The sequence below is a fragment of the Rhodanobacter sp. G2-10 genome (genome assembly GCF_055809185.1).
The window spans coordinates 2,322,448-2,346,705 of record NZ_CM147900.1 but is presented as its reverse complement, the minus strand read 5'-3'; the positions used below and the strand labels follow the sequence as shown (position 1 = coordinate 2,346,705).

The following is a 24,258-nucleotide window of genomic DNA, read 5'->3' as shown; positions in this document are numbered from 1 at the left end:
TACAAAGCTGGGCCTGTCCTTTGCTTGAGCGCCCATGTCTCGTCTGGTTGATCAGATCAAGCAAGCTGTCGCGGCCTTTGTCGGCTGCAAGACCAGCCCTGCGCTGATCGGGGGCTTGGCGCTGGCCGCGCACCAAGTGGTTCGTGCCACGCGCAACGTCGACTTTCTCGCCGACGCAGATGACGCGGAGCGGTTGCACGAAATTCTGCTGGCGCTCGGCTATCGTTGCGTTCACCGCAGCGAGGATGCCGCCAACTATCTCCGTGATGACGAAGGGCTGGATCTGCTCTACGCCCATCGACCCATCGCGCGACGATTGCTGAGCGAAGCCATCGAGCGTGAAACCGTCATGGGGACATTGCGCGTGATCAGTGCGGAAGGCCTGATCGGGTTCAAGCTGCAGGCGCTGGTCAACAATCCTTCCCGCCTGCGAGACATCGAGGATATCCAGGCGCTGTTGCGTGCGCAGCGCGACCGGCTCAACATGGCCGAAGTGCGAGAATATTTCGTGATGTTTGATCGTGCGGAGATGCTGGATGGGATACTCGACGAAATCGCTGCCGAAGATCGCTGAGGGTATGCGAGAGCCGCTTGCTGGGGGGCGTGTTCTCGACATTGTCCAGTTGGGGAAGGGTGATTTGTCGGACTGGGTAGAGTTGATGGAGGCGGTAGAGGCGTTGTGCCCGGTGTGGCCAATTGTTGAGCGAGAGATGGCGCTGACTGGCAAGACCAAGCTCTAACGAAACAAGGGCTAATTGGCCACGTCCCCTTTTTTCACCTTTTCGACCCCGGTTTTGGATCGCGCCGGCGGTCACCAGCGGCCGTCTTGGCGGCCGGAGGTCGCTTCCCTCAGGCAGCCGCTTTGCGATTGCGCGGGCCTGCCTCAGTCAGTCTTTTTCCGGCACCAGCATCGTTGGTGCAATGCCGAACATGCGACGGCAGGTGCGGCTGAGATGGGCTGAATCGGCAAAGCCGGCCTGCTGCGCCGCCTCCGTCCACGAACCGCCTGTCATGCCCCGGGCAACGGCGAAGCCGACACGTGCCCACAGCAGGTAGGCGCGAAAGGAAATGCCCGTCTGGGCGACAAAAAGATGGCGAAAGCGGCTTGGGGACAGGTGAGCCATGGTGGCCGCCTGGGCCAGCGTGAGCGCCTCGCCAGGGTGCCCGCGTATGCGGTCGATCACGACAGCGATGCGCCGGTCGACGGTTTCCTGCGCTACCGGTACCCGGGCGAGGTGTTCGACGAGGCGTTGCGCCGCGTCGATCAGTGCGCGTTCCGTACCTCGCGCGTCGAACACGTCAAGGAGCGCGGCAGCCGGTGATGCGAGAGCGTCATTGCGCAAGAGGCTGATGTCTTGCTGGCCGTGGCGTTCGATCAGCGTCCGGCCGGCTGCGGTTTCCGGTTCAACGAAGACAATCGCGACAGTGTGACCGCAACCGTCGAAAACGTGCCAGCGATCGGGCATGACCAGCGCCGCTGAGGTCTTTCGCCAGACATCTCCTGCGTCGCCGCGGATCCGGAAGGTTCCTGTCGCCGTGAGCGTGATCTGGATCGCGTGGTGGCAGTGCGCCTGCGCCTGGCCGGTGTTGCGACCGATCCAGACACTGCCGCCTTTCCACATGGCCACGCGGCCAATCCCGATGACGCTTCGGTGAGGTGCGGGGTCGACGAAATCAGGGGCTGCTGACATGGCAGTTTCAGCGGTGACCAAGTGGGTGAAGATTAGCCGTTTGATTCAAGCGCGCGCCAGTGAGGACCGCGAAAATGGCTCCACGGATCGACGTCCGTAACCTCATCCACCAGGAGATATCCAATGAATACATTCAACACCATGGCTTGCGAATGCACGACCTGCGCGGGCGTGACCTGTACCTGCGGCTGCCAGGCTGCACCGGTTGCCTGCGCTTGCGGCTGCGCGGACGGTCGTCCCTGCCGCTGCGATGATGCGGCGTGATATCCAATCCGGCGGCGTGCGATGTGCACGCCGCCGGTGGGATGCAGTCATGAATCATGACCTAATCATTTTCGACCTGGATGGCACGCTGGCGGATTCGTTTCCGTTCTTCGTCAGCGTGCATAACCTTCTGGCGGACCGGCACGGTTTCCGCCGCCTGGAAGCGGACGAGATCGAGGCCTTGCGAGGCCATTCCCCACGCGAATTGATGCACCATGCGCGACTTCCGCGATGGAAGCTGCCCTTTGTCGCCCGGAGTTTCATGAAGCTGATGCGTGATGCTGACGTGCAGCTGTTCGATGGTGTTGGCGAAGCCCTGCAGGCGTTGCATGCAAGCGGTGTACTGCTCGCGCTGGTCTCGTCCAATGCCGAGGACAATTGCCGGCGGATACTGGGAGCAGTGCATTGGCGGCGCTTCGCGCACACCGAGTGCGGCGTGTCGATTTTTGGCAAGGCCAAGCGGATCGCGCGTGTGCTCGACGCTACCGGCACGTCGCCGTGGCGTGCGCTGTATGTTGGTGACCAGATCACGGATGCCGAGGCGGCGCACGCGGCCGGTGTGGACTTCGGCGCCGTTGCCTGGGGGTACGCCACGGCGCGGTCCCTCAGGCGCGGACATCCCACGCACGTGTTCAGCGACGTGGGCGAACTGGTGATGCTCGCCCGCGCGGCCGGAAGGTCGAGGCCTGCGAAGGTGCAGTGACGGCACGCTTGCATGTCAGCGGCGTGCGGGTTGAAGCCGGATGACTCAGGCATCGAAAGTGTTGCGCGCAACCCGCAAGGAGTTTCGCCATGACCAGGCGCTTTTGTGCAGCCCGAATCCCTCGGCGTTCCACGGAAAGCCCATGGTGTGCCCGATGCATCGCAAGTGGGATCGCGAAACAGGGGTCGCGAAACAGAGGTCAGTGTGCACTTTCGGTGAGAAGATCCGCTCGCAAGGGAAACCGGGACGGAGGAAGTTAGATCCCCGCGCCATCGGCTTCGGCGTGACTCGGGCAATAAAGGAAACGTGGCCAATTAATCCTCATCCTTTGCGCGGAAATTGTCCCTGACGCCCTTTCCGAAATTAATCCCATAAGCCAATTATGTTGCTTTGGGTATTAGGAGAGCCACACTTGGGGCACTGAATGCGAGATTCCGCGGCTGTCGTCCGTACTAGCCCCAGCAGCCTCCTGGTCTGTGGCGGCGAGTAGGTTTGTGCCGGAGAACACTCGGTGTCGCAACGTGGGCACTGGCAGTGGCTATTGCCTAGCGCGAGCAATGACGAGCGCTCGCGGCGAGCCCCCGCTGTACCCGAGAACAAAAGTTCGCAATGAGTGCACACCAATATTTCTTGTGGACCAGATCCGAGCATGCCTGAGCCGATATGCAATTGATCCGACTCATAGCCACATTGAGTACAGGAGACCATTTTTATGATGCCCATATTGCATCTCTCCGAATCAGGGGTGGCCAGAAACAGGGGTAGAAACAGGGGCCAGAATGCACTTTCCGCGTACCACTCTTGAGTTTTTTGCGCGGGCGTCCGATTTTCGCCGGCCCTGCGCGACGTGACAGCTGCGGCGAGACAGGGGTCAGTGTGCACTTTCGGCGAGAAGATGCTCTCGTAAAGTCGAATTTGACCCCTGGTTCGGACCCCTGTTTCGATTGGAAGAGGCTGTTTCTGGACGCCGGGCCGTGTATCCGAGAGAATCGGTGATCACTAGTCAAGAAGGTGGCTCGATGACGCAGAACGGCACAAGGATCTGGATGTTCGCGCGCGTGCAGGCTGTGCTTTCGGTGCTGTTGATTGTTCTGGCTCGATGGTATCAGTCCATGCATCCACCGCACGGCTCCTCCGTTGGTAGCAGTTTCGCCATCATTGGTTTGCAGATGGCCGATTCGGTCGTATTGTCGTTCCTTGCTGGACTCGTGACCTGGGCAATCCTCGGGCGCACGCTCCGGTACGCACCCGCCGCCTTTTTTGGTCTGCGCTACACACTGCTCGCATTGCTTGGCATGCTTTTGATTTGGGGGCTGGCACTGTCGCTCACGCACTTCGGGGAGCCATTCTCGGACCTGATGTTATTCGTGAACATTTTCGTCTACGGCGCACCGATCATGATGGTCCTCGCCGGGGCGGTGGCGGCTCGCGGCGGGCGACGAAGCGCATCCTCGGTCGCGACACCTCGCGCTGGTTTGTAATCGTGATTCGAGGCTAATCGGGTAAGAGCCCCTTTCAGGCTGAGTCGCACTGGGCTAATCCGGCGGGAGCGTAGCCTGGAGCGACGGGGTGGATGGTTGGCAGGCTTGGGTGGTGTTTGATTTGAGGCAAGGGTGGCAGGGACAGGTTTTGACGAGGGGACGTGATGCAGGGATTGGTTCCATTGCTGCTTGTTGCCGTTGCGTTCGCGCTCGGCATGTTGCCAATTTTTCTCGTTGTCGTGTGGGTATGGTGGCAGCGCCGATGTGATCTGAGGCGGTCCCCGCTGACCGAGGAGCTGCTGAATCTTCCCGGCGAACAGGCGCAGCGCGAAGCCTATCGCTTGATGGAGGTCGGCGGCGAACGGCTTCTTCTCGCCGTCGTTGTCGGTCCGATGATGCTCGCGATGTGGGCGCTTCAACGGGTTGACAGGCAATTCTTCCGCTTTGGAATTGCGGAAGCGACTTCGCTGGTCATCGTTTTTGCGGTAGCGGGCTGGAGCGCATGGTCGGCGGCGAGGATTCTGCGCAGGCGACGCAAGTATCTCGATGGCCTTGCAGCGGAACGCGCAACCGCTCAAGCGCTTGCTTCGCTCACGTCGCGTGGCTGCGCGATCTATCACGACTTTCCCGCTGGCAAGTTCAACCTTGATCACATCGTGGTGGGGCCTAGCGCCGTTTTCATGATCGAGACCAAGTCGAGGCGAAAACCCGCAGCGCCCGGAAAGAAGAGTGCGGCTGTCAGATTCGATGGCGAAGTGCTGGAGTTTCCGGACTTCCGTGACGTGAAGATGCTTGACCAGACGCGCGCTCAGACTCGTTGGCTGAGCGACTACCTGTATCGCAAGACCGGAGAGCGGGTGCCTGTTGAACCTGTCCTGGCTCTCCCGGGCTGGTACGTGACATGTTCCGTGCCGTCACCAACGGTGCGCGTCATCAACCCCAAGATGTGTAAGTTCATGGGCGATGCCAACGGCAAGCCGATGCCCACGCCGCAGCGCCGCAGGATCATGACCGCCATCGAGGAACGCTACGAAAAAGGGTGACGTTCACTTGTAGTCGATTGAATGGTTGCGCGGTAGGCCGCCATGTTTCGATCAAACAAAGGGGACGTGGCCAATTAGCAAAAGTGGCATGCAGAAGCGTGGTCGGGTTCATTTACAGTCGTTTGAATCTGCGAGCCCCCCTATTTGAGAATCGCTTCCCTCAGTAGCGTCAGGTAACGTCGTCGATCGGGGTCATCGAGAAAGCAGGGCGGGCGGTTGTTGCCGCGCTGAACCACGTGTTGCCGAATGCCGGGCAAGTCGCGTCGTGGTTGTCCGGCCATGGCCGGAGGATCGGCCTGGCCAGGCCGCACCGATAACATTACTTGTCAGCATGAGTTGTCGGTGATGAGCTCTTGCGTCTGTTCGACCAGTACATGGCCCACGAAGCGCCCACTGAAAGCACGATCAGGTCAAGCACTACCGCAAAGATTCCGAAAACCGTCCGCCCTGCCAATGCATTGGTGGCAGCGTCCATCGGGACGGAACCACCTAGCGGCGCCGCGGAAATCTCGAATTGCCTGATGCCCGGTCCGAATGCAACCCAGTTCAGCGCCAGAATGAACCCGGCAGCGACGATTGCAACGCTGCAGCGGATCGATATTGTCGCTATTGCATCAAACCCCAATCCCCACAACACGCAGCCGATCCCGAATGCGGCAAAGATCGCCGTCACGGTCGCGACCCATGGCCAATCCCCGGCAGTAAAGCGGTGCGTGCCTGGAACCAGCCCACAGGCTGCGAAAACCAGCAGCGCAGCCCCGAGCACGAACAAGATGCCAAACGGAATAGCTGCCATTCGCAGCATGATTCAATTCTCCTGACGTGTCTGGGCGAAGAATGCGTGGCGTTGCGGTGTTGCGGGTGAGTATCCCGCCATCGTGCAGCAGCGGATAGGTGGGTCGTTGCTGCAGCGTGTTGAACCCACCAGCGTGTCGGGCGACGGTATGGCAAAAGGGTGCCGGGAATGAATGGCACTCACTCAAGCGCAAAGCCCCGCAGTTCCGTCATTTCTGCCAAGGCAGGAATTCAGTGCCGGCGGTCTTCGTCGTGCCAGCGAGGCTCCTGCATGCGCATGACCGATCATCCATGCTTCAGCTGCTGCAGATAGGCCCGGATACGCCGTGCATTGGTGCCCACATCGCTTTTGCCCACACGCGACACGGAACGCACGTCGATGCGGCTGCCGTCGGCGGCGGGGGCCACACGGATCACCACGTCGTCCTTGAAACCGAACCATGGCGTGGTGTCGGTGGCTTCGATGCGACCCGTGGATGGATCGCTCGCCACGATCTGCCAGCCCATGGCATGTGCTGTCTGCAACGCTCGGTTGAAGGCCTGGGGCGGCGCTTCCGTGGTGATGTACGGGAGGATATCCGGGTACGCCTGCGCCTGCTGCGTTGCCACGGGCGGCCCGCCGTAGGTCGCCGGGTTGGGGGCGTTGGCGCGCAGAGGAAGGATTGCCACGAACGCTGGCGGGTGCGTGGTGTCCGTGCTGATGTCATGGATTGGCGGCACGGTTTTCGCCAGGCGCAGATTGTTCCATGGCACGAATGCCACACCCGCGCCGAGCACCAGCGCGATGCCGAGCATGCGGCCATGGCCTCGGCGCAATCGCGGCAGCAGCAACATGACCAAGGCGCTTGCGGCAGCGGCGAGCCCGATGTACGTGGCCCAGCGCATCAGGCTGAAGCCGGTGCCGAAGTCCCACAGGGCCAGGCGGGTGCCTGGCCCGGCGACCAACAGCAGCAAGGCAGCAACGATCGCCAGGGTGATTGCAAGATGTGGAGGCTTCATGGCGTGCTCTCTGGTTGGCGCGGAATGTCCGGTGCGAAACGCGGCGGCCGCTGGGTATGCAGGAGCAGCGTACCGGTCCCTGGGTCGCTGCGCACCGTTACCGAGAAAACAGGGGGAAGCCACAGCGCGCCGGCACCGACGAGGACGGGCAGCGTGAAAGGCTGCAGGACCTGCTTGCATCTGACCCGCGGCGCCGATGGCGCGCACCGGGCGAAGAAAATCACCGGGGGAGAATGACGTTTCCCGAGATTTGCCGGGCCTGCGGGAGCGACTGATCTTGAAGGATCCGACGCAGCTTGCGGCAGCGCCCAATGGCTCAGCGGCATGTCTGGCGTGTGCGCACTTCCGTCGCCATGCGCGTAGCATCGGGGCCGCTTTTCGCCGGGCCGTTGTTGTCGGATGGATTCGGCTGAAAGCGGTGAGTCTTCGACGCCAGATATCAAGATGGGGAGAAGTCCATGAGCATCGCGCCAACAGGCAGCATTCCGATTCAAAGCGTTCTGGACCTGATCAAGTTCAGCGTGGTCGTGGTGGCCATTCTGGTGACCGGGTTTTCGCTGGTGGGGGCGATTGCCCTTTGGCGGGCCGGGCAGGACGGCACGAAAGAGTTTTTCCAGATGTTCGAGCGGTTGCAGATGCTGCATCTGCTGACGGTGATGTTCGTCATCGGCTCGGCGACCGTGCTTGGTTTGCTCGGCATACTCGATTCCAACGGAATCACCGGTATTCTCAGCGGCGTCGCCGGCTATGTGCTTGGTGGTCTGAATCGCTCGCCTGCGGCTGGCGTGGTCAAGAGGTCCTTCCGGCCATCTTCCCAGTCGGGCGTTCAGCGGGGCCGGGCCTAGCCTGGGTCAGGTCTGGGCGCAGGAAGACAACGGCATCAAATGCAACGGCAGGACTCTCATTCCGTCGGTCACGATCCCCAACAAGAAATGCGCTGACTGCGGCCAGCCTTGGGCTCACGCAAGCTTCAGACGCCAGGGAATGTACTCGCCTGTTCAACCATTTTCGTTGCTGTTTGGCCGAAGTGGACCCGACCCCGTTCCGCGAGGCCTTGTGCCAGGTGGTCGAGCAACTGGCGCACTTTGGGCGACAGGTGGCGGTTGTGCGGGTAGACCGCCCAGATGCCTTCCTCGGGCTGCTGGTACTGCGTCAACAGGGCGATCAGCTGCCCCGAGTCCAGGTGCGGCTGCACGTAGTAGTCCGGCAGCTGCACGATACCCACGCCTTTCAGGGCCGCGTCGAGCAAGGCCCAGCCGCTGCCGCAACTGATGTTGCCCTTGATCCTGAGGCTTCGGGCCTTGTGGTTTTCCTGGAAGCGCCAATGGTCCTGGCTGCCTCGCAGGCAGTTGTGATTTTCCAGCTCGGACAGGGAATGCGGGGTGCCGCGGTTTGCCAGGTACCGGGGTGACGCACACACGTACTGGGTTCGTGAGGCGAGCCGCCGGGCCATCAAGGTGGAGCTCTCCAGCGTGCCCATGCGCACGGCCAGGTCGTAACCCTCGGCCACCAGGTCCAGCGTGCGGTTGGTCAGGTTCAACTGCACGTCGAGCTCCGGATACTGCAGCACGAGATCATTGACCAGTGGCGCGATGGCTTTTTCGCCATAAATCACCGGTGCGGTGATCCGCAACTTGCCGCGCGGGGCCGATTGAAAATTGGTGACCGTGCGTTCGGCTTCCGCCAGTGCGTCGAGCACCTGGCGGCAATGCTGGAAATAGATCTGCCCGGTTTCCGTCACCGAGACCTTGCGGGTGGTTCGGTGGAACAGCTTGGTGCCCAGCCGGGCCTCCAGCGCGCTGACCTGCCGGCTGACCTGGGCGGTGGAAATCCCCAGCCGCTTCGCCGCCTGCGTGAAACTCTCCGTCTCGGCGACGGCCACGAATTCGGTGACACCTTCCCATCCAAACATGGTCAGCCCTGGTGCTCGACATGCCGTCGGAACGCGCAGGTCAGCGCGCTCGTATTGTTACTACAGGGTAAAAGTGCTTTGTCCAATGATGTGATTATAGGTTTGTGTGTAATCAATACAATAGTGTCACGGCGCCACTCAATCACGGCGCGAACGGACGCCAATGCCCTGCCACCGGCTTTCTGGAGCCCACGACATGACCGATTTCATGCGGTCGATCACTGGCTCCCATGGCCTGAGCTCCACGTGTCAGCGTCACGATCCGGCTTCACCGTGAGCGCCACGCCGTCCTTCCGCGCCGCGCACCACGCACCTCACGACGCGGCCCCTCCAGGTTTCTCGAATCGCGCAACCCACCGAGGATAAACATGTCCCAGATCATCAAATCCCGGGCCGCCATTGCATGGGGTCCCAACCAGGCACTGTCCATCGAGGAAGTGGATGTGATGCCGCCGCAAGCCGGCGAGGTGCGGATCCGCATCATCGCCACGGGCGTCTGCCATACCGATGCGTTCACCTTGTCCGGCGCTGATCCGGAAGGCATTTTCCCGGTCATCCTCGGCCACGAGGGTGGCGGCATCGTGGAGTCGGTCGGTGCAGGCGTCACCAGCGTCAAAGTGGGCGACCACGTGATCCCGCTGTACACGCCGGAATGTGGCGAGTGCAAATTCTGCAGGTCTGGCAAGACCAACCTGTGCCAGAAGATTCGCGAGACGCAGGGCAAGGGACTGATGCCGGACGGCACCACCCGTTTCTTCAAGGATGGCAAGCCGATATTCCACTACATGGGCTGTTCGACGTTCTCCGAGTACACGGTGCTGCCGGAAATCGCGCTGGCCAAGGTCAACCAGGAGGCGCCGCTGGAAGAGGTCTGCCTGCTGGGTTGTGGCGTGACCACCGGCATGGGCGCGGTGATGAACACCGCCAAGGTCGAGGAGGGTGCCAGCGTCGCCATCTTCGGGCTGGGTGGCATCGGCTTGTCGGCGATCATCGGCGCCACCATGGCCAAGGCCGGCCGCATCATCGCGATCGACATCAACGAGTGCAAGTTCGAGCTGGCGCGCAAGCTGGGTGCCACCGATTGCATCAACCCGAAGGACTACGACAAGCCGATCCAGGAGATGATCGTCGCGTTGACCGACGGCGGCGTGGATTACTCGTTCGAGTGCATCGGCAACGTCAACGTGATGCGCTCCGCGCTCGAGTGCTGCCACAAGGGCTGGGGTGAGTCGGTGATCATCGGCGTGGCCGGTGCCGGCCAGGAGATCTCGACCCGCCCGTTCCAATTGGTGACCGGTCGCGTCTGGCGTGGTTCGGCGTTCGGCGGCGTCAAGGGCCGCTCGGAGCTGCCCGGCATCGTCGACCGCTACATGCAGGGTGAATTCAATCTCGACGACTTCATCACCCACACCATGGGGCTGGACCAGATCAACGAAGCCTTCGAGCTGATGCATGCGGGCAAGAGCATCCGCAGCGTGATCCATTTCAACAAATAAGGCGGCGCGGCCACTCCAAACGGGTGGCCGCCCTGATGACGAGGACCATCCGATGACGATAGAGAATGTGAGTTGCAACCGCATGTTCGGTGGCTGGAACAAGCAATACCGGCACGCTTCGAGCAGCCTCGATTGCGATATGCGCTTTGCCATCTATTTGCCGCCGCAGGCGTCCAACGGGCACAAGGTGCCGGTGCTGTACTGGCTCTCGGGCCTGACCTGCACCGACGAGAACTTCATGCACAAGGCTGGTGCCCAACGCATCGCCGCCGAGCTCGGCATCGCGATCGTGGCCCCGGACACCAGCCCCCGCGGCGACGCGGTGGCGGATGCCGACGGTTACGACCTGGGCCAGGGCGCCGGCTTCTACGTGAATGCCACGCAACGTCCGTGGAGCGAGCACTACCGGATGTACGACTACGTGCTGGATGAGTTGCCGCAACTGATCGAGTCCACCTTCCCGGTCAACAAGGAGCGCTCGATCTCCGGTCACTCCATGGGTGGCCACGGCGCGCTGGTGCTGGCGCTGCGCAATCCGGAGCGGTTCAAATCGGTGTCGGCCTTCAGCCCGATCAGCAACCCGGTCAATAGTCCGTGGGGCAAGAAGGCGCTGTCTGCTTATCTGGGAAAAAACACCGACAGCTGGGCGGACTACGACGCCAGCCTGCTGATGCGCCGTGCCAGCCAGTTCGTGCCGGCTCTGGTCGATCAGGGTGAGGCCGACGAGTTCCTGGCCGAACAGCTCAAGCCCGAGGCGCTGCTGGCCGCCGCCAGGACCAGCGGGTATCCGCTGGTGCTCAACCGCCATGAAGGCTATGACCACAGCTACTTCTTCATCGCCAGCTTCATCGAGGAGCACCTGCGCTTTCATGCCAGGCACCTGAGGAAGGACTGAACAAGTCCTGCCAGTACGTCATTCCCGCGAAGGCGGGAATCCAGCGTCCTTGATTTTCATTGGCTTGGAGTCGCTGGATCCCAGCTTTCGCTGGGATGACGAGCGAGAGCCGACTGGTTCGGTGATTCCGGAAGGTCTTAACAAGTCCTGCCACTACGTCATTCCCGCGAAAGCGGGAATCCAGCGTCCTTGATTTTCACGGGCCTGGAGTCGCTGGATCCCGGCTTGCGCCGGGATGACGAGCGAGAGCCGACTGGTTCGGTGGTTCCCTGAGAGGAAGGTCTTACAAGTCCTGCCACTACGTCATTCCCGCGAAGGCGGGAATCCAGCGTCCTCGATTTTCACGGGCCTGGAGTCGCTGGATCCCGGCTTGCGCCGGGTTGACGAGCGAGAGCCGACTGGCTCGGGGGTTCCCTGAGAGGAAGGTCTGAACAAGTCCTGCCACTACGTCATTCCCGCGAAAGCGGGAATCCAGCGTCCTCGATTTTCACGTGCCTGGCGTCGCTCGATCCCGGCATGCGCCGGGATGACGAGCGAGAGCCGACTGGTTCGGGGGTTCCCTGAGAGGAAGGTCTGAACAAGTCCTGTCAGTACGTCATTCCCGCGAAAGCGGGAATCCAGCGTCCTCGATTTTCACGTGCCTGGCGTCGCTGGATCCCGGCTTGCGCCGGGATGACGAGCGAGAGCCGACCGGCTCGGGGGTTCCCTGAATCGCTGGTGCCATTCCGGCGAGGCGCTACCGGAGTGAGTCGAGGTTGCCGCGCGGAGCGGGCGGGGCGGCGACAAAGAGACTGCAGTTTTCGCGCTGGTTTTCCGGAGATCGTTTAACTTCACTTTTACCGGCGTCTGGTACTTGGTATATCTGCTGTCGAAGACTTGTTACAGGACCCGGGGGATTGATGGCGCGCGGATGGTTGGTGATTCTTGGATTTGTCGTCAGCGCTGCTTTGCGTGCGGGTGCCCCTGAAGGTTCGGTAGACCATGTCATCGACGGCGAGATGTCTGCTTCCGGAATGCCCGGACTGGCCTACGCGATCGTCACGGACGGCCAAATCACATCCGTAGGGGAGCGCGGAGTGGTCAGGATGGGAGGCGACAGGAAAGTCACGCCGGATACGACCTTCCTGACCGGATCCATCTCCAAGAGTTTTACGGCGCTCGCCGTGATGCAGCTGGTCGAAGCAGGCAAGGTCGATCTGGATGCCACGATCTCGCATTATCTTGACGATTTCGCGGGGCACCCTGCCGGCGCCATCACGATCAGGCAGCTGCTAAGTCACACCAGCGGCTTCTCCACACTGCAAGGCAACACCTCACCCGCGGTCACCACCCGGGGCAAGGACGCGCTGACGCGCCGGGTTGAGCAACTGGCAGCGGTGACGCCGGCCTACAAACCTGGCGAAAGGTGGGAGTACTCCAATACGAACTACCAGATTCTTGGCCGCCTGATCGAAGTCGTGAGCGGGCAGGAATACCAGGCCTACGTGGCAAGCCACATCCTGCAGCCGGTCGGCATGCAGCACAGCTTCGTCGCCGACGGCGAGATCCATCGCTCGATGGCGATCGGTCACCGGCCATGGTTTGGCACCGAACGACCGCTGCCCGTCCACCGGACCGATCGCACCACGGCTCCGCAAGGGGGCATTGTTGCCAGTGCCGGGGATCTTGCGCGTTATCTGCGCATGATGATGAATGGCAAGGACGATGTGCTGAGTGCAGCCGGCAAGGCGCTGATGATGCGTCCCGCCAGCAAGGCGTCGCCGTTTTACGGCTTTGGCTGGTTTGTGGATTCCGGCAGCGGGAAGGTCTGGCACGGTGGAACGAGCCCCGGTTTCGAAACGCGCGCGACGATGCTGCCGGCCGAGAAGAAAGCCGTGGTCGTACTGGTCAACGCGGGAAGCGGACTGGGTTTTGCACAAACCGCTCCGCTGCTTGATGGCATTACCGCCAGAGCGCTTGGGTTGCCGTACGAGAACGAAGGGTCCGGATGGGCACTGAAGGCCTGGTTCATCGGTGTGGTGGTTCTGCCTGTCATCTACGCGCTGAGCATGGTTTGGGCATGGCGCTTCCGCGTCAGGCTTCGCGCCAAGTCCAGATCGGGCTTGTTCGGCATCTTCAGCCTGTGGTTCCCGTTGCTCACCACGCTTGGCGCGGCATGGGTCTTTCTCAGTCTGGCGCCAACATTGAATGGGGCTCCCCTCAGCACGATCATCCTGTTTCAGCCCGATTTTGGTTGGGCGCTGATCGCAAGCGCGGTGGCTGGATTGCTCTGGGCGGTGTTCCGGCTTGGGGTGGCTTATACCGGAAAGCCTGCGGCGGACCGGGTCGAATGATTTTCGGCACGCATCGTTCACATGGCCCGGGCAAGGCATGAGCTGGAGGAAGCACATGCGTAACCATGTGCATTCCAGTCGGTCACAACCCAGGCCCCAACACACGCAACCGATTCCCCATGACGCGAATATCGCCGTGACCGTCACGATCCACGGCACGTCTGCGACCGTGAAAACCCGTGCACTCGGAACGACGCCGCCAGCGGCGAGAATCCGCGATTCCGCACCGAGCAGGAACGAGAGTCCAAACGGGATGGCTGCCATTCGCAACACCATTCAATCATCCTCACGAAGTTGGCGATGATCCGGGCCAGGAGCCTGGAAGCCGGTGATGGCGGGCATCGATCGCTGCAACGCGATTTCCCCGGATGCATGGGGCAATAATTTGGGCAAGTAGCAGCGTCACGTGGCAATTTCCGACGCCTTGTTTCCGCAACTGAACGACGCCAGTCCCCTTGTCTACCTGACACCTGCTGCTCTCGTCTTCCTGCACGCGTGTCCCTCTCGAATCCTGTGGCGCGCCGTGCGCGAGGTGGCTCGCGTGAGTCCGTCGGGCGGCATGGCCCGACCCGACGGCAAAGGAGCGGATCGGCCGCTCACCCCGGGTTGCTCCGCAGTACTTTCGGCACGCTCCTCGGGATGTGGTTGCGTCTAATTTTGGCGCGCCTCGAGCATCCGATTCGTTCAAGGGGAAGGAGCGACATGCCAACCATGAACCGCCGTGCATTCCTGAAACTGTCCGCGGCATTGGGCGCGGCCCTCGCTGTCGGCTGCGTGCCGGTACGGCCGTCGTCGAGCGGCTGGCGGGAGCGTCGTGATCTCTATCCGCAGGGTGTCGCGTCGGGCGATCCCGACGACCAGAGCGTGCTGCTGTGGACGCGACGTCCGTATGCTGACGGGCGTGGGAACGGCGTCTTGCTGGTTGAAGTGGCGGACGATGCAGCGTTTACGCGCGTCGTCGCCACGACTACGGTGCGGGTGCTGGCCGAGTCGGACTGGACTTGTCGCGTGCTGGTCGCGGGCCTGCAACCGGCGCGCGAATACTGGTATCGCTTCACTGACGAGGCGGGCAACGGCAGTCGGATCGGGCGCACGTTGACGGCGCCATCGCATGATGATCCGCGGCCCGCGCGATTCGCGTTTGTCAGCTGCCAGGATGTCTGCGAAGGCGCGCTCAACGCCTACCGGAGAATGATCTGGGAGGACGAACGCGCCGCGCAGGAAGACCGCCTCGGCTTCGTGCTCCACCTGGGCGACTTCGTCTATGAGGTGGTGCAGTATCCGGATCAGGTCAGGGACGGTCATCGCTACGACCGCATCATCACATTTCCGGTGCGCTTTCCGCATGGAAAGACGGTCGCCGGGAACCGCTTCTGGGTTCCCGCATCGCTGGACGACTACCGCGTGCTCTATCACGCCTACCTGCAGGATCCTGACTTGCAGGATGCGCGCGCACGCTGGCCGTTCGTCGCGATCTGGGACAACCATGAATTTTCCTGGCGCGGCTGGCAGTCCATCCAGGAATTCGACGAGGGCCTGGTTCCCGCGCAGACGCTCAAGGTGGCGGCGAACCAGGCCTGGTTCGAATACCAGCCGGCCCGCGTATCGCCGCCGGGCCGAAGCCTGGAAGCATTCGACGCGCCCGACGTGGTCGATACGCCGGTGACGGATTTTGATGACCATGGCCTGGGACTGGAAGCCAACAACCTCGCCGCCATCGACAGCCTGATCGCCTATCGTGCGCTGCGTTGGGGCCGGCATATCGACCTGATCATCACCGACCAGCACAGCTTTCGCTCGCGCGACCCCGCTTCGCACGACGGAGTGCGTGCGCTGTTCAAAGGCGACGCGCTGGGTTGGGTTCCCGAGGAACTGGCAATGCAGCTCGACGGTGGCCGCGAATTCGCCAACGGCCACCCGCCGGCGAAGTTGTCGTTCGGCGACAACAGCGTGGCCAATTATCGCGCGGGCGAACCCGCGCAGACGATGCTGGGAGCAACGCAGAAGGCCTGGTTCCTCGAGCGTTTGAAGGGCGCGACGGCTACCTGGAAGATCTGGGGCAATTCGCTGGGCACCCCCGACTGGCGCGTCGACCCGCAAAATCTCCCGGCGGCGCTGGGTCAGTGGCCGGGCGCGGGGTTTGCGGTCATGGCCACCAGCGACTGGGGCGGCGCGTATCACGAACGCGCCGAGATATTCGATGTCGTGCGCGACGCCGGCATCACCGGTTTTGCGATCGTCTCCGGCGACCGGCACAGCTTTTGGGCGGGCTACGCAGCGAAAGCCTTGCCGCCCGCGCCGTTCGAGCCCGTAGGCGTCACCTTCGTCGGTGGCTCGATCTCCTCTCCGGGCATGGCCGAAGCCAACGAGCACAACCTGAAAATGGACAATCCATTGCGGCCGCTGTACGTCGCCAACCCCGGTGGGGGGCCCGCGCAGCCCACGGTCAACCTGCTGCTCCATCATGGCGTGCGCTCGGCGCTCGAATACGCACGCAGCGGCGACCTGGCGAAGGCGCACGCAGCACGCAACCCGGAATTGGCGCCGCATCTTTCCTTCGTCGACATGGGTGGGCACGGCTATGCGACGGTTCGCGTCGACGGCGAAGCGATGCTGACGGAGTTCGTGTGCATACCGCGTCCGATTGCGCGCAGTCCGCGCGAAGACGGCGGACCACTGCGCTATCGCGTACGGCACGAAGTGCCGTTGTGGCGCCCCGGTGAAAAACCCCGCATGCGACAGACGATCGTGGAAGGCGATCCGGGATTGGCGGTGTGAAGCATTCCCGCGTCATGGCCGAACATGGGAGAGCGGCTCAGGCACACAACGCTGCTTGCGGACCCGCGAAGCGCTGCGGCTCCCACGTTCTCGCGAACGCAGGAACCCACCGCCCTGGGCTTTCTCCAAGGTTTTCAGGATCCTTCCCTTGGGGAAGATGATGGTTCAAACCACTACCAGCCTTGCCAAAGCCTCGCCAGCACCATGGAGGTGGCCGGGGTCGTTACCCCTCGCGCTTGCGCCATGCGCAGGTGCGCAACACGGCGAGCAGGCCGAGCCCGAGTCCAAGCATGGACAGGGCACCGGGCTCCGGCACCGAATGAGGCTGGCCCGGAATGAACGTGTCGGCCGTGACGTTGACGGCATAGCCGTTGGTTACCCCGTGGTCCTCCAGCAGGATCTGCAGGAAATGCGTGCCTGCGCCAAGATCACCCAGGGCGTAGGAATATTCTCCCAGATAGAACGAGCCGGGTGCACGGGCTCCGCCGATATAAGTGCCATCGAGCCAGACGAACAGACCGTTGTCGACACCGAATTGCGCCACCACGTTGGTCGCGCCCAGAGTGTCGAACCGATAGATCACCGCGACTTCGGTGCCAACCGCCCAGCCGTTGGGAATGGAGGACTCGTAGCTCCAGTTCGCATTCAGATTGAGCGGATCGGCGAGCCAGTTGCCGAGTGCGGCATTGGCAGCCGTAAGGTCCGGCGCGGTGGCGAAGGTGACCGTCGAATCGTTGGAAGTCGGAAAGTACCCCGTCGAGGTGTTCCCGCCGTTGGTATCGTTCAGCGCGTTTCCAATGCTGTCGTTGTAGTAGCCGGGATCGCTGGTCTGCACCAACACCACGGTCCCATTCGCCACTCCAGCCACCGCAAACAAGGCGGCGACGGAGAAGATTTGCAGAGTCTTCATCTGGATTCCCCAAGTAACGGCCAATCCGGCATGGATTTCTGGCCACCGGAACTCAAGCAATTATCAGGCCAGTGCCGGCATGGGTTTCAAAACAATGCGTTGGAGGTATGGGCGGCATGGTTCTTGCCGAAACTGTAAAGTTTTCCGACAAAATGGAGGGCGCGCCCAGCGCCGGGTGGAACGAGCCGGTGAGTGCAGCGCGCCCCCGGGCAGCTCGACCGGGTGTCTGGTATCGAAACGCAACGCGTGGTGCTGTTCGGTATGAGAGCCTGGGGGCGCGGGGGCTGGTGAGACGATGGCGTCTGGCCGGCCTTGTTGAAAATCTGAAGCCTGTGGTTCCATCTGTCGGCCGAGGCGTGAAAGCTCTTCCCGCCCGGGTCGGGCTCGAAGGAGGTGCCATCCAGCGTCCTCGTGTGCGGGAGTCAACCGCAAGCGCGCCGGACGGTTTGCCCGGGTCTTCCCTCAGGCTGGGCGTGTTGCCGTCGCGGGCAAATGACACCCCCGAGGTTCCTGCCCGGCTTTTCAGGAACACTTTTTCTACACATCCAATAAGGTGCATTGTGCGCACGTCGTACACATCGACGTGGCGATCTCAGCCATACCGGACAAATCCTGCAGGGGGATTCCATGAAGAAGTATCTGCAATTGCTCGCCTTTGGCTGGCTCACCTGCCTGGTGATGCCCGCGGTAGCCACTGACACTCACGCCGCGCTGCTGAAGAGCGTGCACGGTGATGTACAAATCACACGGCACGACAAGACATTCCCCGCGGTCAGCGGCGGCACGTTGGAGGTTTCGGACCGGATCGTCACGGCGCCAGGTGCGCAAGCGGCCATCGTGTTCCGGGATGGCACGCTGCTCACCCTGGGTTCGGGCGCCGATATCCGCGTGCGCGACTACGTGTTTGAACCCAAGAGCGACAAGTTTGCCTTTTCGCTTTATCTGGCCAAGGGGTCAGCGATCTACGAGTCCGGCAAGATCGGCAAACTGGCGCCGCAATCCGTGAAGGTCGAGACACCGAAAGCGACCGTAGGCGTGCGCGGCACGCGCTTTCTCATCGAAGCCAACTGATACGGCGAAGATGATTCGAGCATGAGCGATCCAGGCATGAGCAGTTGGCGCATGAGCACGCGGTGGTTTGCGCTCGTGCTGCTGGTGATGGGAGGGGTCCTGTCCGGTTGCGCGACCACCCGGGTCACGTTGCTGCCCGATCATGGCGGCCACGTCGGTGCGGTCACGGTGTCCAATGCGCACGGTACGCAACGCATCGACCAGGCATTCAGTACCGTGTCGGTAGGGTCGTCCGCAGCACCGGGGACGCCGCGCGCGGAGGACCGTCAGGCATTCGAGAAGGCGCATCAGGCATTGCTGGCCGCGCAGCCGACGCCGCCGCGGGTGTTCAGGCTGAACTTTCTGTTCGACAGCCTGGAACTGACCCCTGCCTCCAGGGAATTGCTGCCCAAGGTCATGCAGGTGGTGCTGGAGCGCAGTCCCACCGAGGTCACCGTGTTCGGTTACGCCGACTCGGCAGGAACCGCGGCCTACAACCTGGAACTGTCGGCGCAGCGCGCCCGGTCGGTGGCGCGTCTGTTGAAGCGGATCAATCCCCGACTGCCGATCGAGATCAGGTATTTCGGCGACAAGGATCCGCTCGTGCCTTCGCCGCCAGGCGTGCCCGAACCTAGAAACCGGCGGGCCGAAATTGTCATTCTTTGAGCGGTCGGCGATGAGTTTGGGGGCCTCGTCCGCTCGGCTGCCGCGGCGCCAGGCTTTCTGCCTGTTCCTGGCGGGCATGGCAATCGCGTTGCTCATCGGATTGGCTGGCTTGTTCGAGGTGGGGCCTTCGGCGAGGTTGAACAGGGTCCTGCTGGACGGCTTGTTGGTGCATACCGCATCGCATGCACCAGCGGCCGGCACGGTGGTGGTGGATATTGATGACGTCAGCCTGTCGGCCCTCGGCCAGTGGCCCTGGCCGCGCTATCGCATCGCGGAACTGGTCAAGCGCATCGCCGCTGCGCGTCCTGCGGCAATCGCGATGGATGTGGTGTTTCCCGAGCCCGACCGTACCTCGCTCGCCGACGTGCAGAAGACATTCCGGCGCGACTTCGGCCTGGATGTCTCGATCAGTGGCGTGCCCGCCGGATTGCTCGACAACGATGGCTACCTCGGCCACGAAATGGCCCTTGCCGATGTCGTTGGCGCGCGCTACTTCTACTTCGACCACGTCACCCGAACAAGCGCTCCGGTACGCCCGGGAGTGGGCTTCGAAGGTCGTCTCGACCTGTTGCAGATCGCGCAGGCGCCCGGGGTTCTCGAAAGCGTCGATCCGATTGCCTCGCAAACCCGGGTCAGCGGATTCCTGAACAGCCGGGCGGACGATGATGGTGTCCTGCGACGGCTGCCGTTGATGATCCAGTACGACGGCGTGATGCATGCCAGCCTGGCCCTTGCCGCGACCATGCGCGCGCTCGGTGTCGGATCTGCCTCGGTCAAGTCCGGTCCGAACGGACTGTCCCTGCAGGTGGGGTCCCACCGCATTCCCATTGACCGTGCGGGCTATGCGGTACTGCGCTTCAGTGGACTTTCGCAGCACTATGCTGGCGTGCCCGCCGTCGACGTCCTGGACGGACACGTGCGTGACGCGGACTTGCGCGGCAAGATCGTGTTCATCGGCTCGTCGGCGGTCGGCCTGCGCGACGTGGATCGCACGGCCGTCGATCCCACATTCTCCGGCTTGAAGGTCCAGTCGGTGATGGCACAGGATATTTTGGACAACAACGCCGTGCGATTGCCCGCATGGGGTGGCACAGCGGCATTGCTGCTTGGCCTGCTTGTTGCCCTGGTGTGTTGTGTGCTGTTTGTCAGCGGTCGCGGCCTTCTCGCTCTGGTGATTTTCTGCGTGTCGTCCGGCGCGGTGCTGCTGGCGGTTGCTACCGCGGTCTTCGTGCGCAGCGGGATATTCGTCCCGGTGGCGGTTCCGCTGCTTGTTGCAGCGACCCTGCTGGTGCTCTCCTTCATCGTGCGCTTCGCGCTCAACCACCGCCGTGCGCAACGACTGCGCAAGCAGTTGGAGAACGCCCGCCAGATCACCATCGAGTCGATGGCGGCGGTGGCTGAAACCCGCGACTCAGACACTGGCGCGCACATCAAGCGCACCCAGCACTACGTGCGAGCCATCGCCAGGCAGTTGCAGCGCACGGGCAAGCATCCCGCGACGCTGACCAGGGAATACATTGACCTGCTGTTTCTGTCCGCACCGCTGCATGACATCGGCAAGGTCGGGGTGCCGGACAACATCCTGCTCAAGCCCGGACCGCTGACCGCCGACGAACTGAAGATCATGCGGCAGCACGCGAAGTTCGGGCGGGAGATCATCCTAAGCACGGCGAAACACATCGAAGGGGAGAACTTCCTGGCGATCGCCGGCGACATCGCCGCCACGCACCACGAAAAATGGGACGGTACGGGTTACCCGGACGGGCTCAGCGGCGAAGACATTCCGTTGTCGGGCCGCATCATGGCGGTCGCCGACATTTATGATGCCTTGATCAACCGTCGTTGTTACAAGGACCCGTTCCCCCACGATCGGGCGAAGGCGATGATGGAGGAGCTGCGTGGCACCACGTTCGATCCCGCAGTGCTGGATGCGTTCTTCGCGATCGAAATGGAAGTCGTGGAGATTGCCACGCGCTTCAGCGACACCCAATAGCGCCCGGGCCGATCACCGAGTTCGCCTTTACCGGCTCTGCCTGGATCCGCGCAAGATTGACGATCGGTGACTCACGTCCCTGAAGTGCTTGCAGGCTCGCCGCAATCAGGGCCGCGCGGACAATCCGCGTTCGCGGGGCTCGCAAGAAGGTTCCTCATCGGTTTATTCTCGCGTCTCCTGGGGTTCATCGCGTCAAGACACCGGAAATTCGTCGCGGCATGCATTGGCGTGGCGCGGCTACCGGTCGGGGGAGGGGAACTTGATCTTTTATGTGACGGCCTTGGTGCTCGTTGTCGGCACGATCTGGCTGTTCAATCAGCTGACACGCCTGCGCAACCAGGTTCGCAATGCGTGGAGCGACGTCGATGTGCAGCTGCAGCGCCGCCATGACCTCGTGCCCATGTTGGTTGAAGCGGTCAAGGGTTACGCCACTCATGAGCGACAGTTGCTGGAGAGGATCGCAGTGGAACGGGGTGCTGCGTTGCGCGCCCTCGGCCCCGCGCAGCGGATAACGCCGGAGATCGCCCTCGGGGGGTGTTTGGATCGGCTGATCGCGCTGCGGGAGGCCTATCCTGCGCTCAAGGCCAGTGGAAACTTCACGCAGCTATCGACCCAGTTGGTGGAGGTCGAAGACAACCTGCAACATGCGCGACGCTTCTACAATGGTTCGGTTCGTGACTACAACACAGCCAAGGAAACTTTCCCTGCGGTATTGATCGCGCGCGCGTTCGCGTTCAAGGCAGCGGAATTCTTTGCCGCCGGCGCCGATGCCGCTGCCCCCGTCGCGGTGAAGGTCGGGGAGCCTGCGTGAGTGGCGGCGGGTGGTCGCTGAAGCTTGCGGGCATTTCCGTGCGGGACGGGTGCGTACGCCAGTTGTTGCTCCTGCTGCTTGCGCTGCTTGCGACTGGCGCCAGCGCGCAACAGGCGCGCCCATACAGTGGCAACCCGGTCATCATGGATCGCACCGCGTCGATCACAGTCAACGATGATCGCTCGATCACGGTCAGCGAGACTACCCGCGTCGATCAAGTCGTGCCGCTGCCGTTCCATCGCGACATCGCGCTCGGCAACCGCGATTGGTCGGCGACTGATGTCGTCGTGCTCAGTGCCAGCGCGGACGGCAATCCCGTTCCGGCACAAGTTGGTGATTACGCTGGCGGTGTGCGCATTACGCTGGGGACCGCAGGTGCCCGAGGCATGCGCGAGTACAAACTGATGTGTCGCATTGACCATGCGGTGGTCCATTACGCCAACGAGGATCGCCTGGATTGGCCCGTGGTGTCACGGAGCAACCCTTTCGCGCTGGATGAAGCGGAAGTGCATATCGTGCTGCCGGAAGACGCGCCGCCGCAGCGGACCCGCGCGTGGTTTCGTCATGGCCGCGATGACCTCCACATGTATTCCGACCAGGACAGCGTGCACGACAACAAGGTGCTGCTCTACTGGCCTCACGGACTTGGCGCCGAGCAAACGCTTTCGGTGGCGGTTTCGTATGTGCCGGGCGGGGTCGTCCCGGAGTCGGCGGTTGTGGCGCCCGGACCTGCCGCGCCGCCGGGATGGATGTTTGATGGTCGCGTATGGCTGGCACTGCTGGTGGTGTATTACCTGCTGGTCAGATTTGTCTTCGCGCGTCCTGATCGCAAGGCGTTGATCCCGGAGTACGGTCCGCCACACGGTTATTCCGCGGCGGCATTACGCATGCTGTGGAACAAGGGCTATGACAGCAAATGCCTTGCGACCGGCATACTTGGGGTTGCCGCCAAGGGCGGGCTGCGACTCGGGCAGCAGGCGGACGGCACCTACGTGGCGACCCGTGACGGTCCCGACGATATTCCCGCCCTGACGATCGACGAGCGGGCGTTGCGTTCCTCGCTGTTCACGCTGGCGCCTTCGATGGCATTCACCGCCGCAAATGCCGACGGCCTCGATCTGGTCGAAACCCGTTTCCGCGCCGTGTTGGGATTTCGCGGCATGCACGAGCCCGAGGACAATCAGGATTGGCTGCTCTTTCCGGGCTGGTTGATCACCCTGGCCGGGGTGGCCCTGTTGTTCTTCGCCGGCCGCGATCCGCTGCTGCCAGCCGCGGAACTGGTTGCCACCATGGCGATCGTCACCATGGTTGTGGCCGTGTTGATCAGAATGGTTCCAGCGGGCTTGCTGCGCGCCATTCGCGTTCAAGCGGTCGCTGCCGCGTTGATCTGCATCGCGGCATGGATCGTCGGCGGTGGCGGCGCCAACGCGTGGTGGGTCACGATACTGCTGGCGGCGCAGATGGTCGCCGGTTGGTGGGTGCTGCAGCTGCCGTCCGGCGAGTCCGAGCTGGTACGCAAGATACGGGGCTTCCGCTGGTACCTTGGCACGGCAGAACAGCAGGACATGGATGCACGCTACCGGCCATCGCTGCATCCTGATCTGCACGAGAGCTTTCTTCCCTACGCGATGGCGCTTGATGTCGAGGTGGCCTGGAACCGACGTTTCGCGGAGACGCTGCAGCAAAACGACGGGCAGGGCTTCGTGGAGAGCCTCAACCAGGACCGCCCGGGTCACACCAAAGCGGCGCTTGACCTTCTGGCGTTTGCCAGGGCCTTGGCCGAGTCCCGCGTGCCGACAGCCTGAGGGAAGCGCGGCCGACGTCCAAGGTGTGCTCGCCGGGTCTGGTGCCGATCGTCGCGTAGGTCAGCGCTTGCCGCACGCGCCGACCTCCGGGGATTGAATGTCGGGTCGCCGACTTGAATCGTCGACTGGTCGAGAGGCTCGCAGATGTCGAGATCAGCCGCGCCGGGCGGCCTCGATTGCGGCAATGTCGATCCTGGTCATTCCCATCATGGCATCGAACGCGCGCTTGGCCACGGCGGGATCAGGATCCGTGACCGCGGCAGTCAGCGCCCGGGGGGTGATCTGCCACGACAGACCCCATCGATCCTTGCACCAGCCGCAGTTGCTGGCCTCGCCGCCGTTGTCGATGATCGCGTTCCACAATCGGTCGGTTTCGGCCTGATCGTCGGTCGCCACTTGAAATGAAAACGCCTCGCTCGGGGTAAATGCAGGGCCTCCGTTCAACCCCAGGCATGGAATGCCCATGACCGTGAACTCGACCGTCAGTACGTCGCCCTGCTTGCCGGCGGGGTAGTCCCCCGGAGCACGATGGACGGCGCCCACGCGGCTATCCGGAAACGTGGCTGCGTAGAACGTGGCTGCCTCCAGCGCGGTGCCGTCATACCAGAGGCAAATGGTGTTCTTGCTGATCAT

Annotated in this window: 20 protein-coding genes; 14 read left to right on the top strand and 6 right to left on the bottom strand. The window is 62.6% G+C overall.

Annotated features, from left to right (window positions below; genetic code table 11):
• The first annotated feature begins 34 nt into the window (after positions 1-34).
• On the top strand, positions 35-574 hold the full coding sequence (locus AC0L58_RS10710; protein ID WP_473683205.1) for a nucleotidyltransferase family protein: 540 nt from the start codon (positions 35-37) through the stop codon (positions 572-574).
• Between the two features lie 313 nt (positions 575-887).
• On the opposite strand, the gene AC0L58_RS10705 is transcribed toward AC0L58_RS10710, so the two are convergent.
• Positions 888-1,691 (bottom strand): helix-turn-helix domain-containing protein, encoded by an 804-nt coding sequence (locus tag AC0L58_RS10705; protein WP_473683203.1) that lies wholly within the window; start codon positions 1,689-1,691, stop codon positions 888-890.
• 313 nt (positions 1,692-2,004) lie between these two features.
• Between AC0L58_RS10705 and AC0L58_RS10700 the strand changes: the two genes are divergently transcribed.
• The 3 genes from AC0L58_RS10700 to AC0L58_RS10690 all read left to right on the top strand — a co-directional run bounded on the left by AC0L58_RS10700 (position 2,005) and on the right by AC0L58_RS10690 (position 5,182).
• Positions 2,005-2,658 (top strand): HAD hydrolase-like protein, encoded by a 654-nt coding sequence (locus AC0L58_RS10700; RefSeq protein WP_473683201.1) that lies wholly within the window; start codon positions 2,005-2,007, stop codon positions 2,656-2,658.
• Between the two features lie 1,019 nt (positions 2,659-3,677).
• Positions 3,678-4,139 carry a hypothetical protein gene (locus tag AC0L58_RS10695; RefSeq protein ID WP_473683199.1) on the top strand — a complete coding sequence of 154 codons (462 nt, stop codon included), beginning with the start codon at positions 3,678-3,680 and terminating at the stop codon, positions 4,137-4,139.
• A 164-nt stretch (positions 4,140-4,303) separates the two neighbouring features.
• Positions 4,304-5,182, top strand: coding sequence for a nuclease-related domain-containing protein (locus AC0L58_RS10690; RefSeq protein ID WP_473683197.1), 879 nt, complete (start codon positions 4,304-4,306; stop codon positions 5,180-5,182).
• A gap of 319 nt (positions 5,183-5,501) precedes the next feature.
• On the opposite strand, the gene AC0L58_RS10685 is transcribed toward AC0L58_RS10690, so the two are convergent.
• Positions 5,502-5,987 carry a hypothetical protein gene (locus AC0L58_RS10685; protein ID WP_473683195.1) on the bottom strand — a complete coding sequence of 162 codons (486 nt, stop codon included), beginning with the start codon at positions 5,985-5,987 and terminating at the stop codon, positions 5,502-5,504.
• 275 nt (positions 5,988-6,262) lie between these two features.
• The gene (locus AC0L58_RS10680; protein ID WP_473683193.1) at positions 6,263-6,976 is read right to left on the bottom strand and encodes a DUF1499 domain-containing protein; all 714 of its coding nucleotides are present in this window, start codon (positions 6,974-6,976) and stop codon (positions 6,263-6,265) included.
• A 458-nt stretch (positions 6,977-7,434) separates the two neighbouring features.
• Here AC0L58_RS10680 and AC0L58_RS10675 point away from each other — a divergent pair, with 458 nt between their 5' ends.
• Positions 7,435-7,821 carry a hypothetical protein gene (locus AC0L58_RS10675; protein WP_473683192.1) on the top strand — a complete coding sequence of 129 codons (387 nt, stop codon included), beginning with the start codon at positions 7,435-7,437 and terminating at the stop codon, positions 7,819-7,821.
• 125 nt (positions 7,822-7,946) lie between these two features.
• Here the strand turns inward: AC0L58_RS10675 and AC0L58_RS10670 are convergent, their stop codons facing one another.
• On the bottom strand, positions 7,947-8,888 hold the full coding sequence (locus tag AC0L58_RS10670; protein WP_473683190.1) for a LysR substrate-binding domain-containing protein: 942 nt from the start codon (positions 8,886-8,888) through the stop codon (positions 7,947-7,949).
• A 380-nt stretch (positions 8,889-9,268) separates the two neighbouring features.
• On the opposite strand from AC0L58_RS10670, the gene AC0L58_RS10665 reads away from it, so the two are divergent.
• The 4 genes from AC0L58_RS10665 (at position 9,269) to AC0L58_RS10650 (ending at position 16,390) form a co-directional block, all read left to right on the top strand.
• Complete coding sequence (locus AC0L58_RS10665) at positions 9,269-10,384, top strand: S-(hydroxymethyl)glutathione dehydrogenase/class III alcohol dehydrogenase (protein WP_473688700.1); 1,116 nt, start codon at positions 9,269-9,271, stop codon at positions 10,382-10,384.
• 58 nt (positions 10,385-10,442) lie between these two features.
• The gene (gene fghA, locus AC0L58_RS10660; protein WP_473688698.1) at positions 10,443-11,279 is read left to right on the top strand and encodes an S-formylglutathione hydrolase; all 837 of its coding nucleotides are present in this window, start codon (positions 10,443-10,445) and stop codon (positions 11,277-11,279) included.
• Positions 11,280-12,196: 917 nt separating this feature from the next.
• On the top strand, positions 12,197-13,612 hold the full coding sequence (locus AC0L58_RS10655) for a serine hydrolase domain-containing protein (RefSeq protein WP_473683188.1): 1,416 nt from the start codon (positions 12,197-12,199) through the stop codon (positions 13,610-13,612).
• Positions 13,613-14,218: 606 nt separating this feature from the next.
• Positions 14,219-16,390: an alkaline phosphatase D family protein gene (locus tag AC0L58_RS10650; RefSeq protein ID WP_473683186.1), complete on the top strand. Its 2,172-nt coding sequence runs from the start codon at positions 14,219-14,221 to the stop codon at positions 16,388-16,390.
• A gap of 223 nt (positions 16,391-16,613) precedes the next feature.
• Here the strand turns inward: AC0L58_RS10650 and AC0L58_RS10645 are convergent, their stop codons facing one another.
• Positions 16,614-17,300: a PEP-CTERM sorting domain-containing protein gene (locus AC0L58_RS10645; protein WP_473683184.1), complete on the bottom strand. Its 687-nt coding sequence runs from the start codon at positions 17,298-17,300 to the stop codon at positions 16,614-16,616.
• 627 nt (positions 17,301-17,927) lie between these two features.
• On the opposite strand from AC0L58_RS10645, the gene AC0L58_RS10640 reads away from it, so the two are divergent.
• From AC0L58_RS10640 to AC0L58_RS10620, 5 genes are all read left to right on the top strand, one after another.
• Positions 17,928-18,371, top strand: a complete 444-nt coding sequence (locus AC0L58_RS10640) for a FecR family protein (protein WP_473683182.1) — start codon at positions 17,928-17,930, stop codon at positions 18,369-18,371.
• Between the two features lie 21 nt (positions 18,372-18,392).
• Positions 18,393-19,016 (top strand): OmpA family protein, encoded by a 624-nt coding sequence (locus AC0L58_RS10635; RefSeq protein WP_473683180.1) that lies wholly within the window; start codon positions 18,393-18,395, stop codon positions 19,014-19,016.
• Positions 19,017-19,092: 76 nt separating this feature from the next.
• Positions 19,093-21,009: a CHASE2 domain-containing protein gene (locus AC0L58_RS10630; protein ID WP_473683178.1), complete on the top strand. Its 1,917-nt coding sequence runs from the start codon at positions 19,093-19,095 to the stop codon at positions 21,007-21,009.
• Between the two features lie 259 nt (positions 21,010-21,268).
• Complete coding sequence (locus tag AC0L58_RS10625) at positions 21,269-21,820, top strand: LemA family protein (protein ID WP_473683176.1); 552 nt, start codon at positions 21,269-21,271, stop codon at positions 21,818-21,820.
• Entirely contained in the window at positions 21,817-23,625 is a 1,809-nt protein-coding gene (locus AC0L58_RS10620; RefSeq protein ID WP_473683174.1) for a DUF2207 family protein, read from the top strand. The genes AC0L58_RS10625 and AC0L58_RS10620 overlap by 4 nt, the downstream gene beginning before the upstream one ends.
• 153 nt (positions 23,626-23,778) lie before the next feature.
• Here AC0L58_RS10620 and AC0L58_RS10615 read toward each other — a convergent pair whose 3' ends face one another.
• Entirely contained in the window at positions 23,779-24,258 is a 480-nt protein-coding gene (locus AC0L58_RS10615) for a VOC family protein (RefSeq protein WP_473683172.1), read from the bottom strand.